This window comes from Nonomuraea sp. NPDC049709 (assembly GCF_040674815.1).
Taxonomy (GTDB): Bacteria; Actinomycetota; Actinomycetes; order Streptosporangiales; family Streptosporangiaceae; genus Nonomuraea.
The window spans coordinates 86,143-98,773 of sequence record NZ_JBFANM010000032.1; the positions used below are offsets into that span (position 1 = coordinate 86,143).

The following is a 12,631-nucleotide window of genomic DNA, read 5'->3' on the forward strand; positions in this document are numbered from 1 at the left end:
TCACGAGGAGAGCACGAACCCCTCGTAGCCGTCCGCCGCCACCTGGTCGCACTTCTCCCGGTACACCCCCACACCTCCTACGTACGGCATGAACACCCGCGGCTTGCCGGGGATGTTGGCCCCGAGATACCAGGAGTCGGCCCGCACGAAGAGGGTCTGCCCGGCGATCTCGTTGACGTGCGCCATCCAGGCGTCCTCGGCGAGCGGGTCGGCGTCGATGGCCGCGACGCCGCCGGCCCGCAGCCGGGCGACGCAGTCCGCGATCCAGTCCACGTGCTGCTCGATCGAGACGATCATGTTGCTCAGCACGGACGGGCTGCCCGGCCCGGTGACGGTGAACAGGTTGGGGAAGCCCGCGGTCATCAGCCCCAGGTAGGTGCGCGGGCCCGCCTCCCACTTGCGGCGCAGCGACAGGCCGCCCTTGCCGGTGATGTCCATGGCCAGCAGCGGGCCGGTCATCGCGTCGTAGCCGGTGGCGTACACGATCACGTCGGCGGGGTGCTCGGCGGCGGCGGTGCGCACGCCGGTCGGGGTGATCTCCATGATCGGGTCTTCCCGGACGTCGACCAGGGTGACGTCCGGCCGGTTGAAGGTGGCGTAGTAGCCGGTGTCGACGCAGATCCGCTTGGTGCCGAGCGGATGGTTCCTGGGCGACAGCTTCTCCGCGACCTGCGGATCGGCCACGATCTCGCGGATCTTGGCGCGAACGAACTCGGCGGCGTGCTCGTTCGCCTCGGAGCTGATGCCGATGTCGCCGTACGCGCCGAGGAACGTGACTCCGCCCGTGGCCCAGCGCGCCTCGAACTCCCGGGCCCGCTCCTCGTCGCCGGCCTCCAGCGCCGAGCCCGGATTGCCGGGATCGAGCAGCCCGGTGTGGGACTCGCGCATGGCCCGCCGCAGGCCGGGATAGTTCGCCTTGACCCAGCTCTGGTACTCGGGCTCCAGCGGCCGGTTCCAGGCGGGCACGCTGTAGTCGGGGGTGCGCTGGAAGACCGTCACGTGCGCGGCCTGCTCGGCGATGACCGGGATGGACTGGATGCCGGACGAGCCCGTGCCGATGACGGCCACCCGCCGCCCGGTGAGGTCGACGCCCTCGTGCGGCCAGCGCCCCGTGTGGTGGCTCGCACCCCGGAAGGAGGCGGCGCCGGGGAAGTCGGGGACGCGCGCCGCCGACAGGCAGCCGACCGCCGTGACGAGATGGCGGGCCGTGACCCGGTCGCCCCGGTCGGTCTCCACCCGCCACACGTGCGCGGTCTCGTCGTACGCCGCCCGCGTCACCCGGGTCTCGAACCGGATGTCGCGCCGCAGGTCGAACCGGTCGGCGACGTGCTCCAGGTACCGGAGGATCTCGGGCTGGGACGGGTAGCGCTCGGTCCACTCCCACTCCTGCTCCAGCTCGGGGGAGAAGGAGTAGGAGTACTGCATGCTCTCCACGTCGCAGCGGGCGCCGGGGTAGCGGTTCCAGTACCAGGTGCCGCCCACGCCGTCGCCGGTCTCGAAGACGCGTACGGACAGGCCCAGGCCGCGCAGCCGGTGCAGCATGTACAGGCCCGCGAAGCCCGCCCCGACGACCACGGCGTCGTACCTCGCCTGGGGTGTCATGTCACGCTCCGCTCGACGGCGGCGGCGACCATGACGAGCGCGTCGGCGCTGGCGGGCAGCACGTTCACCATGGTGAAGAAGATGTGCATCTGACCCTCGAAGCGCTTGAACTCGACCGGCACACCCGCCTGGCGCAGCCGCTCGGCGTACGCCTCGCCCTCGTCGCGCAGCACGTCGTGCTCGGCGGTCAGCACGACCGCGGGCGGCAGGCCGGACAGGTCGGCGGCGCGCAGCGGAGAGGCGTCGGGGTTCGTCCGCTGGGCGGGATCGGGCACGTAGTGGTCCCAGAACCAGACCATGGTGTCCCGGGTGAGCAGGAGCTGGTTCTCCGGGTCGCGGTAGGAGGCGTTGTCCAGGTCGCAGTCGGTGGCCGGGTACACGAGCACCTGCAGCGCGATGGCCGGGCCGCCCTCGTCCCTGGCCCGCTGGGTCACGACGGCCGCCAGGTTGCCGCCCGCGCTGTCACCCGCCACGACGATCGGCAGGCCGGGCAGGCGGGCGGCGCTCCACAGCAGCGCCGCGTAGGCGTCGCGGGCGGCGGTGGGGTAGCGGTGCTCGGGGGCGAGCCGGTAGCCCACCAGGACGACGGCGCAGCCGGTCCGCGCGGCCAGCTCCCTGCCCAGGGTGTCGAACTCGTCGATGGTGCCGAGGACCCAGCCGCCGCCGTGGTAGTACACGATGACGCCGCGCGGGCTCTCGGACGGGACCAGGAGGCGGGCGGGGAACGAGGCGCCGTCCTCCGCCGGGATGATGACCTCTTCGACGCGTTCCACGTCGGGGCCCTTGCCGTACATCTCGCTCAGCGCCGCGCTGACGGTGCGCGCCTCCTCGGGGGTCGACTCGTGCAGCGGCGCGCCGCCGGCGGCGGCCATTTCCTGCAGGAACCGGGTCGTCGCGTGGTCAAGGGACATGCGAGGTCACCTCATCGGGGGGAGCGCGGGCAGTGATCCACCTCACTTCGAACGTAGGATCCATCACGGTTATTGTCTAGAAGTATCGTCTGTTGGAGCGTGTGGATGATTGTCTCGGACATTGACCCTCTTACGCCGATCGTCGTCGGGACCGGGCAGTCCTCGGAACGGATCGGCGAGCCGGGCTACCGCCGCCTGTCGCCCGTCGAGCTGGCCGCCGAGGCCGCCAGGGAGGCGCTCGCCGAAACCGGCGCGGACCCCGCCGAGGTCGCCGCGGCCGTCGACACCGTGGCCGGGGTGCGGCAGTTCGAGATCTCCGCGCCCGGCATCCCCTCGCCGCTCGGCAGGTCGAACAACTACCCGCGCTCGGTCGCCGGCCGCGTGGGAGCCGCCCCGCGCCGGGCCGTCCTCGAGACCGCCGGCGGGCAGGCGCCCCAGCACCTGGTCAACGAGCTGGCCGCGACGATCGCCGCCGGGGCGGCCGAGGTCGTCCTGCTCTTCGGCTCCGAGGCCATCTCGACGACCCAGCACCTGGCCGGGGCGGCGCCGCAGGACAGGCCGGACTTCGGCGAGAGCGTCGAAGGCTCCCTGGAGGACCGGGGCTACGGCCTCGACGGGCTCGTCTCGCCCGCGCAGATCGTGCACCGGCTGACGGACGCGCCCAGCCAGTACGCGCTGTTCGACAACGCGCGCCGGGCCCGGCTCGGGCAGACCCGGCAGGAGTACGCGGCCGGCATGGGCGCCCTGTTCGCCCCGTTCACCAAGATCGCCGCGGTCAACCCGCACGCCGCCGCCCCCGTCGAGCGTGGCGCGGCCGAGCTCGTCACGCCGACCGAGAGCAACCGCCTCATCGCCGACCCCTACACCCGCTACCTCGTCGCCCGCGAGAAGGTCAACCAGGGCGCGGCGGTCGTGCTGATGTCCGTGGCCGCCGCCCGGCGGCTGGGCGTGCCCGAGGACCGCTGGGTCTTCCTGCACGGCCACGCCGACCTGCGCGAACGCGACCTGCTGGACCGCGCCGACCTCAGCACGAGCCCGGCCGCCACGATGGCCGTCCGGCACGCCCTGGAACAGGCCGGCGTCGAGGCCTCCGACCTGGCGGCCATCGACCTGTACAGCTGCTTCCCCATCGCCGTCTCCAACGTCTGCGAGGGGCTCGGGCTGCCGGTGGACGGGTCACGGGAGCTGACGGTCACCGGCGGGCTGCCCTTCTTCGGCGGTGCGGGCAACAACTACTCGATGCACGCCATCGCCGAGGTGGTGCGGCGGGTGCGGGCCCTGCCGGGGGCGTACGGGCTGGTGGGGGCGAACGGGGGTGCGCTGAGCAAGTACTCCGCGGGCGTCTACTCCACCGCGCCCGCGCCCTGGCGGGCCGACCGCAGCGCCGAACTCCAGTCCGAGATCGACTCCTGGGCCCCCGTCGAGCAGGCCCCCCAGCCTCACGGGCGGGCCACGATCGAGACCTGCACGGTCAAGCACCGGCGGGACGGGAGGCGTACGGGGTTCGTGATCGGGCGCGTGGAGGGCGGGGCCCGCTTCCTCGCCCTGGCGGACGACGAGCGCACCCTGGACCTCCTGTCGGAGGGAGAGCCCATCGGCGAGCCCATCCACGTCCGCCCCTCCAACACCGGCAACCGAGCAACACTCACCCCGTAACCCCGTAACCCCGTAACCTCGAAGGCCCGAAGGCCCGAAGGCCCGAAGGCCCGAAGGCCCGAAGGCCTTGCGCGCCCCCAAGGCCCGTTCGGGCACGTCACCGCGCCTGCCCCTCTCCACAAAGGCTCGCACGTCCCAGGCATCCGCGCCCCGGATGGGCCCGCGCGCACGGATGGGCCTGCGCCCCGGATGGGCCCGCGCACGGATGGGCCTGCGCGCTGGACGGGCCTGCGCGGCCGGATGGGCCCGTGCGCTGGGCGGGGCTGCGCGCCGCGCCTGTCCTTCGCCCGCGAGGGCTTCCGTGCCGCCTGGGCCTGCGTCGCAACGACCTTCGCCCCCACGAACCTCCGCGCCGAAGGGCCTTCGCCTCCGAGCCCCGTCAGCCCCTCCTCCCCAACGAACCTGAGTCGAAGTGCAGTGGGAAAGGGGGCAGCGGTGAGTGGGAGGCCCCGGGGACCCCTGGGGCGCGGGGTGCGTCCACGGGGGAGGAGGCGGGCAGGTGTGGAGGGCGTGGTCAGGGGCAACGGGTCCATGGTGAAGGTGGTTACGGTGTCGTCCTGGCGCGAACTGGACGATGCGATCAGCGAGGCCGGCCGGTGCGACGGTGGCGGGCCCGCGCATTCGACGCTGGTCTTCCGGGGCCTGGCGCGCAGCACGTACTCGCACATGTCGGGCCTGGCCCGGCTCCGGGGTGACTACGCGGCCGTCGAGTCGCACCTGATACGAAATTTCCGTAAATATGCTCACCGCCAGGCCCCGGGCCCGACCGTCTGGGACTGGCTGGCCCTGGGGCAGCACCACGGCCTGCCCACGCGCCTGCTGGACTGGACCTTCTCGCCGCTCGTGGCCCTGCACTTCACGACCGCGTCGTGGCCGGACGAGGACGGCGCGCTGCTCGCGGTGGACTGCGCGGGTGCCCACCGGCTGCTGCCGGAGCCGCTGCGCGAGTCGCTCGACGCCGAGGGCGCCCTGCTCTTCACCACCGAGATGCTCGCGGAGGTCGCCGCCGACCTGCCCTGCTTCGACCGGCTGGGCGGTGACGGCCGCCCGTTCCTGGCGTTCTTCGAGCCGCCGTCGCTGGACGAACGGGTGGTCAACCAGTCGTCGGTGCTGTCGGTGTTCTCGGACCCGACGTTCCAGCTCGAGGAGTGGCTGGAGGAGCATCAGGGGCTGGGCCACCGATGGGTGATCCCGGCCGGGGTCAAGGCCGAGATCAGGCAGAAGCTGGACCAGGCGAACATCACGGAGCGCGTCCTGCTCCCCGGGCTCGACGGGCTGGCCGACTGGCTGCGCCGCTACTACTCGCCGGACTCCATCGACGACGGGCAGGGCGGCGGTTCGATGACCGGCCGGTAGCCGTCATAGTCGTCCCACGCTGAGTTCCCGGTCAGCTCCCGCCAGGTGGGCCAGGTACGGCGGGTCGCCTGGCGGACGAGCTCGCCGGGCACGCTGAACGGCGGCGCCTTCTGCGGCTTGGCCAGCGCCTGGCCGACGATCGCGTCATGGAGCACGGCGGCGGCGTGCAGGCGGGGCAGCACCGCGTGGATCTCGTCGGCGTACCCGGGCGGGAGGACGGGTTCGGCGGCCCCCAGGTCGAAGCCGGCGCCGGCCGTCACGAGCGCGATCTCGGGGCGCTTGCGCAGGGCGATCTCGGGGGACAGGTGCAGGGCGATCGCGTCCCAGACGATCTCCACCTTCTCGGGCGGCACGCCCTCGGCGGTGAGGAAGTCGGCGGCCAGGTCGGCGCCGTCGAGGTCGAAGCGCTGGTCGCCGTCGCCCGGCTCGCTGAGCCCGGTGTCGTGCAACACGCAGGCCAGGAACAGCAGCTCGTCGTCGTAGTCACGGCCGGGCCGCAGGTCCTGCCGCTCGCCGATCAGGCGCCCGTAGAGGTAGGTGCGCATGCTGTGGTTGAAGATCGCGGGCTCTTCCAGGTCGCGGGCGAAGCGCGTCGCGTTCAGGGTCAGGTCGTTCCAGGGGAACGGGAGGCTGCCGTACAACGCCGTCACGCCCCTTCCGCCGCGCCGGGGCGGACGATCATCAGCACCACGACCACCGTCCACACCACGTTGTAGACGCCCGCGAGCATGGACAGGGTGCGCAGCGGCGCGCGGTCGCCGGGCGTGGCGAGGGCGTCGCGCTGGCGCGGGTGGATCTGCACCGCCAGCAGCAGGCCCGCCGCCGCGGTGAGGACCATGGCGAGGACGACCCAGATCTCACCGGTACGGCCCTGCGCGAAGGCCAGCACGATCCCGGCGGCGGGCACGACGAGCCCGGCCAGGCTGTAGCCGCGTGTGATGCGGTGCAACGCCGCGGCCACGGCCCGGCTGCGCCCTTCCTGGGCGGCCGCGTCCATGTCCGCGCCCGCGGCGATCGGCACGTATCGCGGGAACAGGCTCGTCGCGACGGCCGAGCCGCCCACGAACACGATGCCGGCGACCACGTGGATCGACAGCAGCAGATGCTCCATGTGTTCCTCCTCCAACCTTCAGGTGCCCTGAAGCCTAACACGCACCTTCAGCCACACTGAAGCTATGGCGTGATCTGTGGGGCATGGGTCGTTGACGCCATCACCCGGCGGCCAGCAGGGTGAAGGGGTGAACCAGCGCCGCATCGTCTTCGTCGTCTACGAGGGCTTCCAGTCGCTCGACCTGACCGGCCCGTACGAGGTGTTCCAGCAGGCCGGCAGGCTGGCGGGCGGCTACGCCTGCGAGATCGTGGCCCCGGCCGCCGGCCTCGTCCACGCGGGCAGCGGCCTGCCCGTGCACGCCGGTCACGGCATCGCCACGCTGTCCCCGGAGGGCGTGGACACGCTGGTCGTCGCCGGCGGCACCGGCGTCTACGAGGCCAGGAACGACCCCGGGCTGACCGCCTGGGTCGCCGCCGCCGGCTCCGGGGCCCGCCGGGTCACCTCCGTCTGCAGCGGGGCCTTCCTGCTGGCCGCGGCCGGGCTGCTCGACGGCCGCCGGGTCACCACGCACTGGGCGCGCGCCGACCAGCTCGCCCGGGAGCACCCCGGCCTGACGGTCGACAGCGATCCGATCTTCGTCAGGGACGGGCGCGTGTGGACGTCGGCCGGGGTGACCGCCGGCATGGACCTCGCCCTCGCCCTGGTCGAGGACGACCTCGGCGGCGACGTCGCGCTCGAGGTGGCCCGCCGGCTGGTCATGTACCTGCGCAGGCCGGGCAGCCAGTCCCAGTTCAGCGTGGCGCTGTGGTCGGCGCAGCCGTCCACCGACCCCGTCCGCGCCGCCGTGTCGGCCATCCACGCCGACCCCGGCGCCCGGCACGACATCCAGGAGCTCGCCGCGCACGCCGGGCTCAGCCCGCGCCACCTGCAACGGCGCTTCACCGCCGAGCTCGGCGTCCCACCCGGCTCGTACGTCGAGCGGGTACGCGTCGAGGCGGCCCGCCGCGCCCTGGCGGAGAGCGACGACCCGGTCGAGGTCATCGCCCGCCGCTGCGGCTTCGGCACCGCCGAGACCCTGCGCCGCACGTTCCACCGCCGCGTGGGCGTCGCGCCCTCCGACTACCGCGACCGATTCCACTCCATCGCCAAGGGAGGCGACCTGTGACCACGTACGGACTGCTCATCTTCGACCAGGCCGAGGAGCTCGATTTCGTGGGCCCCTGGGAGGTCTTCACCGTGTCCGCGGCGCTGCGCGGCGGCCAGGACACCGCGATGCTCATCGCCGAGGGCCCCGGCCCCGTGCGCTGCGCCAAGGGCATGCGCGTGCTGCCCGACCACACCCTCGACGACCACCCGCCCCTGGACGTGCTGCTCGTCCCGGGCGGGCGGGGCGCCCGGGTGGTCGAGCCGCACAACCCCGTCGTCACCGGCTGGATCGCCAAGACGGCCGCCCACGTCACCTGGGTGTGCTCCGTCTGCACCGGCACGTTCCTGCTGCACGCCGCCGGCCCCGCGCGCGGGCGGCGGGTGGCCACGCACCGGGGCCACGAGGACGAGCTCGAAGCGCTGGGGGACGTCACCGTCGTGCGGGACGCCCGCTACGTCGTGGACGGCGGCCTGCTGACCAGCCAGGGCGTCTCGGCCGGGATCGACAGCGCGTTGTGGCTCGTCGGCCGCCTGCACGGCCGCGATCACGCCCGGGCCGTGCGGCGGGCGCTGCAGTACGAACCCGCGCCGCCGTACCTCGCGGACGAGCCCGTCCCGGACGCCTGACCGCCGGCGCCGGCGGCTCAGGGGGCGAACGCGGACCGCACGGCGTCGCCCACCTGCCGCTGGATCGGGTCGGCGCCCGGCCCGAACATCCGCTCGTCCACCCCGGCCACCGCCGCCTGAGCCTCCTGGAGCAGGCGCTCGCCGTCGGGCGTGAGCTCGATCGTGGAGGCGGACCCGGCGCGGGCGGTGTGGTCGCGCACCAGCCCGGCCCCGGCGAGCGCCTTCACCGCCGCGTGCACGCTCTGCACCGTGATGCCGGACATCCGCGCGAGCTCGCTGAACGAGATCCCGGGCACGGCCGCGACGTGACCGAGCAGCCCGAGCCGGCTCACGGTGAGGTCGAGCGGCGCGAGGGCGGCGTTCAGCTCGGTCTCGATCCGGCGCGCGAGCGTGAGCACCACGATGGAGGTGCTGGTCACCGGGGCGGCGGGGCGGTCGTTCTCGGCACTCACCCGCCAAGTCTCCCGTACTTCCCCGCCAGGGTGCCGAGCCATGGCGGATGATGACGGCGTGAACGATGACGGCGTGCCGGAGAAGGTGGCCTGGGTCCTGGTACGCGACCACCAGGTGCTGATGACGCGCAGCCACGGCCGCGACGTGTTCTACTTCCCGGGCGGGATGCGCGAGCCCGGGGAGTCCGACCGCCAGACCCTCGTCAGGGAGATCGACGAGGAGCTGCTGACGGCCATCGACGGGGACACCATGGTGCACTTCGGCACCTTCGAGATCCCGGCCGGCCATCCGGAGCGCGGGCCCTTCCGGATGATCTGCTACACCGCCGACCACCAGGGACCGCTCACCCCGTCCATGGAGATCGCGGAGAAGGCCTGGTTCGGGTACGCGGACCGACACCGGGTGTCGTACGTCGACTCCCTGGTCCTGAAGGCCCTGCACGAAAGCGGCCTGCTGCACTGACCGCGCAGGGGGTTCACCCCGTACGGGGTGATCGCTACGCTGGCGCTAGCCCCAGTGCAGGGAGACGACACGTGAGTGCTGCTGAGCCGGACGTGCCCGGTGTTGACCCGACGGTTCCCAGCGTGGCCCGCATGTACGACTACTACCTGGGCGGGAAGGACAACTTCCCCTCCGACCGCGAGGCCGCCGAGAAGATCATCGCGATCGTCCCGGAGGTGCGTGAGACGGCCCGCGACAACCGGGCCTTCATCGGCAAGGCCGTACGGCTCATGGCCGAGCAGGGCGTGCGGCAGTTCCTCGACATCGGCGCCGGCCTGCCCACCCAGGAGAACGTCCACCAGGTCGCGCAGCGGATCGCCCCCGACACGCGGGTGGTCTACGTCGACAACGACCCGATCGTCCTGGCGCACGCCCGGGCCCTGCTCGCCGACACACCCGACACCGTCGCGGTCTGGGGCGACGTCACCGACCCGGCGGCCATCCTGAGCGACCCCCAGGTCACCGGGCATCTCGACCTCGAACTGCCCACGGCGGTGCTGATGTCGGCGGTGCTGCACTTCGTGCCCGGCGACCGGAAGGCGAGCGACATCGTGGCGACCCTGCGCGCGCCGCTCGTGCCGGGCAGCTACCTGCTGATCTCCCACTTCTACACGCCTGACGCGGACGACCCCAGGGTCAAGGCGGGGCAGCAGGTGTACAAGGCGACGAAGCCGGGAGCGCTGGCCGCCCGCTCGCTGCGGCAGATCACCGACTTCTTCGACGGCATGAAGCTGCTGGAGCCCGGGCTCGTACCGGTCAAGTCCTGGCGGCCGGAGTCCGAGCTCGACCGGCTGGCGAAGGTCGATCTGACCGTCCCCGGGCTTCTGGGCGCGGTCGGCCGCCTGTCTTAGGGACTTCCCTAGGTCCTCCCCTGAGGACGGAGCGTGGCCATCGGCATAGTGTCGGCAGCTCTCATCCCCTTTTCTGAAGAAGGTGCCGAACATGGCCACTCCCCGTTCGGAAGAGAGTGAATACAGCTACGTCGACAAGACCAACGGCCATCTCACCGCGTTCGCCCCCAAGCCCGACGAGGCCATGGTGACGTTCGCGCGCCAGGGGGAGATCGACACGCTCAACCGGATCGTCTCCGCCCCCGCGCTCCTGTCGGTCAGCCAGGGCTACAACCTGGAGCGGGGCTTCGCGGCCGTGTACGTCAGCCCCACGCGCATGGGCGACGTGACCGCGCAGGACGAGGTGACGGACTCGCTCCCGGTGATGATCGACGAGCACGGCGCGTCCCGGTACTTCCTGCCGGACGAGCTCACCGTCCGGTTCCGCGGGGACGTCGACGCGGCCCGCGCCGAGGAGATCATCCGGGAGCACGGCAGCCGCATCCTGGTCCGGCAGCGCACGCCCGGCTACTACACCGTGGCCGTGCCCGAGGGGCGGGGCCTGTTCGCGGCGATCCGCGAGCTGTCGCAGCCGGCGGAGGTGGCCTTCGCCGAGCCCAGCGAGGTGGGCTTCAACAGCGCCCTGCTGTTCGTCCCGGACGACGGCGACTTCGGCCTGCTCTGGGGCATGCGCAACACCGGCCAGGCGGTGAACGGCGCGACCGGCGTCACGGGCGCGGACATCCACGCCTCCGAGGCGTGGGAGCTCACCCGCGGCGACCCCGAGGTGATCATCGCGGTGATCGACACCGGGGCGTCCATGAACCACCCCGACCTGCAGGCCAACTTCCTGCCGCGCGGCACGGAGGACTGGGACTTCGCCGACGGGAACGACCCCGTACCGGAGGACGGGAACGGGCACGGCTCGCACGTCTGCGGCACCTGCGCCGCGGTCAACGACACGAACGGGGTCATCGGCGTGGCGCCGCTCTGCCGCCTGATGCCGCTGCGCGTGGACCTCACGACCGGCATGAACCAGAACCGGGCGGACGCGATCAGGTACGTGGCCGACCACGCGAACGCCCACCCCGACCGCCGCTACGTCGTCAACTGCAGCTGGCGCATGAACGGCGACCACGCGGGCGTGCGTACCGCCATCCAGGACGCGGTCGCCGCGAACGTGGTCGTGGTCTTCGCCGCCGGCAACAACGGCACCAACACCGACGTCACCCCGCAGTACCCCGGCGTCTACCCCGAGGTGATCGCCGTCGCCGCGCTCGACCAGTCCGACCGCAAGGCGTCGTTCTCGAACTTCGGCACGAACGTCGACGTGTCCGCGCCCGGCGTCAACACCTGGTCCACCTTCCGGGACGGCGGCTACGCCTTCAGCGACGGCACGTCGATGGCCTCGCCGCACGTGGCCGGGGTCGCCGCGCTGGTCTGGTCGCGCAACCGCAACCTCACCAACCACCAGGTACGGCTGATCGTCGAGAGCACGTGCGACAACATCGACGCGACGAACGCCGGTCTCGCCGGCATGCTGGGCGGCGGTCGCGTCAACGCGATGAACGCGGTCACCTCGCCGCTGATCTTCCCGGCGGACGTGGCCTTCACCGCCGACCTGACCGGGGACAGGAAGGCCGACGTCGTCGGGTTCGGCGACGCCGGCATGTACGTCTCCAGGAACCAGGGGAACGGCAACTTCACCGCGCCCCAGCTCGCCGTCGGGAACTTCGGCTACGAGGCGGGCGGCTGGCGGGTGGAGCGGCATCCGCGCTTCCTGGCGGATCTGACCGGTGACGGCCGGGCGGACGTCGTCGGGTTCGGCGACGCGGGCGTCTACGTCGCGCTCAACAGCGGCAGCGCCACCTTCCAGGCGTTGCAGCTCGCGGTCCCCAACTTCGGCTACGTGGCCGGGGGCTGGCGGGTGGAGCGCCACCCGCGCTTCGCGGTGGACCTCACCGGCGACCGCCGCGCCGACATCGTCGGGTTCGGCGACGCGGGCGTCTACGTCGCGCTGAACAGCGGCAACGGCACGTTCCAGGGGCCGCAGCTCGCGCTCGGGAACTTCGGGTACGAGGCGGGCGGCTGGCGGGTGGAGCGCCACCCGCGCTTCCTGGCGGACGTGACCGGCGACCGCCGGGCCGACATCGTCGGGTTCGGCAACGCCGGCGTCTGGGTGTCCCGCAACCTGGGCGCGGGCCATTTCGACCCGCCGCAGCTCGTCCTCGGGAACTTCGGTCACGTGGCGGGCGGCTGGCGGGTGGAGCGGCATCCGCGCTTCCTGGCGGATCTGACCGGTGACGGCCGGGCGGACATCGTGGGGTTCGGCGACGCGGGGGTGTGGGTTTCCCTCAACAACGGCAACGGGACGTTCCAGGCGCCGCAGCTCGTGCTCGGCAGCTTCGGTCACGTGGCGGGCGGCTGGCGGGTGGAGCGGCATCCGCGCTTCCTGGCGGATCTGACCGGTGACGGCCGGGCGGACATCGTGGGGTTCG

The 12,631-nt window shown here is 72.6% G+C and carries 12 protein-coding genes; 7 read left to right on the top strand and 5 right to left on the bottom strand.

Annotation, left to right across the window (positions count from 1 at the left end; translation table 11 throughout):
• Entirely contained in the window at positions 1–1,602 is a 1,602-nt protein-coding gene (locus AB0J69_RS30085; protein WP_364123782.1) for an NAD(P)/FAD-dependent oxidoreductase, read from the bottom strand.
• Positions 1,599–2,513, bottom strand: a complete 915-nt coding sequence (locus AB0J69_RS30090) for an alpha/beta hydrolase (RefSeq protein ID WP_364123784.1) — start codon at positions 2,511–2,513, stop codon at positions 1,599–1,601. The genes AB0J69_RS30085 and AB0J69_RS30090 overlap by 4 nt, the downstream gene beginning before the upstream one ends.
• Positions 2,514–2,618: 105 nt before the next feature.
• Between AB0J69_RS30090 and AB0J69_RS30095 the strand changes: the two genes are divergently transcribed.
• Together AB0J69_RS30095 and AB0J69_RS30100 are read left to right on the top strand one after the other, a co-directional pair.
• On the top strand, positions 2,619–4,169 hold the full coding sequence (locus AB0J69_RS30095; protein ID WP_364123786.1) for an acetyl-CoA acetyltransferase: 1,551 nt from the start codon (positions 2,619–2,621) through the stop codon (positions 4,167–4,169).
• 549 nt (positions 4,170–4,718) lie between these two features.
• Positions 4,719–5,525 carry an FRG domain-containing protein gene (locus AB0J69_RS30100; RefSeq protein ID WP_364123788.1) on the top strand — a complete coding sequence of 269 codons (807 nt, stop codon included), beginning with the start codon at positions 4,719–4,721 and terminating at the stop codon, positions 5,523–5,525.
• Here the strand turns inward: AB0J69_RS30100 and AB0J69_RS30105 are convergent.
• Together AB0J69_RS30105 and AB0J69_RS30110 are read right to left on the bottom strand one after the other, a co-directional pair.
• Entirely contained in the window at positions 5,468–6,175 is a 708-nt protein-coding gene (locus tag AB0J69_RS30105) for an HD domain-containing protein (RefSeq protein WP_364123790.1), read from the bottom strand. The genes AB0J69_RS30100 and AB0J69_RS30105 overlap by 58 nt on opposite strands.
• A complete protein-coding gene (locus tag AB0J69_RS30110) occupies positions 6,172–6,636 on the bottom strand; it encodes a hypothetical protein (RefSeq protein WP_364123792.1) in 465 nt (154 codons plus the stop codon). Before AB0J69_RS30110 ends, AB0J69_RS30105 begins: the two co-directional genes overlap by 4 nt.
• A 127-nt stretch (positions 6,637–6,763) precedes the next feature.
• On the opposite strand from AB0J69_RS30110, the gene AB0J69_RS30115 reads away from it, so the two are divergent.
• Complete coding sequence (locus AB0J69_RS30115) at positions 6,764–7,741, top strand: DJ-1/PfpI family protein (RefSeq protein ID WP_364123794.1); 978 nt, start codon at positions 6,764–6,766, stop codon at positions 7,739–7,741.
• Positions 7,738–8,349 (top strand): DJ-1/PfpI family protein, encoded by a 612-nt coding sequence (locus tag AB0J69_RS30120; protein WP_364123796.1) that lies wholly within the window; start codon positions 7,738–7,740, stop codon positions 8,347–8,349. Before AB0J69_RS30115 ends, AB0J69_RS30120 begins: the two co-directional genes overlap by 4 nt.
• 17 nt (positions 8,350–8,366) lie before the next feature.
• Here the strand turns inward: AB0J69_RS30120 and AB0J69_RS30125 are convergent, their stop codons facing one another.
• Positions 8,367–8,801 (bottom strand): MarR family winged helix-turn-helix transcriptional regulator, encoded by a 435-nt coding sequence (locus AB0J69_RS30125; RefSeq protein ID WP_364123798.1) that lies wholly within the window; start codon positions 8,799–8,801, stop codon positions 8,367–8,369.
• A gap of 40 nt (positions 8,802–8,841) precedes the next feature.
• Between AB0J69_RS30125 and AB0J69_RS30130 the strand changes: the two genes are divergently transcribed.
• From AB0J69_RS30130 to AB0J69_RS30140, 3 genes are all read left to right on the top strand, one after another.
• On the top strand, positions 8,842–9,264 hold the full coding sequence (locus AB0J69_RS30130) for an NUDIX domain-containing protein (RefSeq protein ID WP_364123800.1): 423 nt from the start codon (positions 8,842–8,844) through the stop codon (positions 9,262–9,264).
• A 71-nt stretch (positions 9,265–9,335) separates the two neighbouring features.
• Positions 9,336–10,154, top strand: a complete 819-nt coding sequence (locus AB0J69_RS30135; RefSeq protein ID WP_364123802.1) for an SAM-dependent methyltransferase — start codon at positions 9,336–9,338, stop codon at positions 10,152–10,154.
• A 91-nt stretch (positions 10,155–10,245) separates the two neighbouring features.
• A partial coding sequence (locus tag AB0J69_RS30140) for a S8 family serine peptidase (protein WP_364123804.1) occupies positions 10,246–12,631 on the top strand: 2,386 nt, incomplete at its 3' end.

Excerpts from the sequence above, each read along its gene's own strand:
- AB0J69_RS30085 (WP_364123782.1), bottom strand. The coding sequence starts at position 1,602 with ATGACACCCCAGGCGAGGTACGACGCCGTGGTCGTCGGGGCGGGCTTC.
- AB0J69_RS30090 (WP_364123784.1), bottom strand. The coding sequence starts at position 2,513 with ATGTCCCTTGACCACGCGACGACCCGGTTCCTGCAGGAAATGGCCGCC.
- AB0J69_RS30095 (WP_364123786.1), top strand. The coding sequence starts at position 2,619 with ATGATTGTCTCGGACATTGACCCTCTTACGCCGATCGTCGTCGGGACC.
- AB0J69_RS30110 (WP_364123792.1), bottom strand. The coding sequence starts at position 6,636 with ATGGAGCATCTGCTGCTGTCGATCCACGTGGTCGCCGGCATCGTGTTC.
- AB0J69_RS30130 (WP_364123800.1), top strand. The coding sequence starts at position 8,842 with ATGGCGGATGATGACGGCGTGAACGATGACGGCGTGCCGGAGAAGGTG.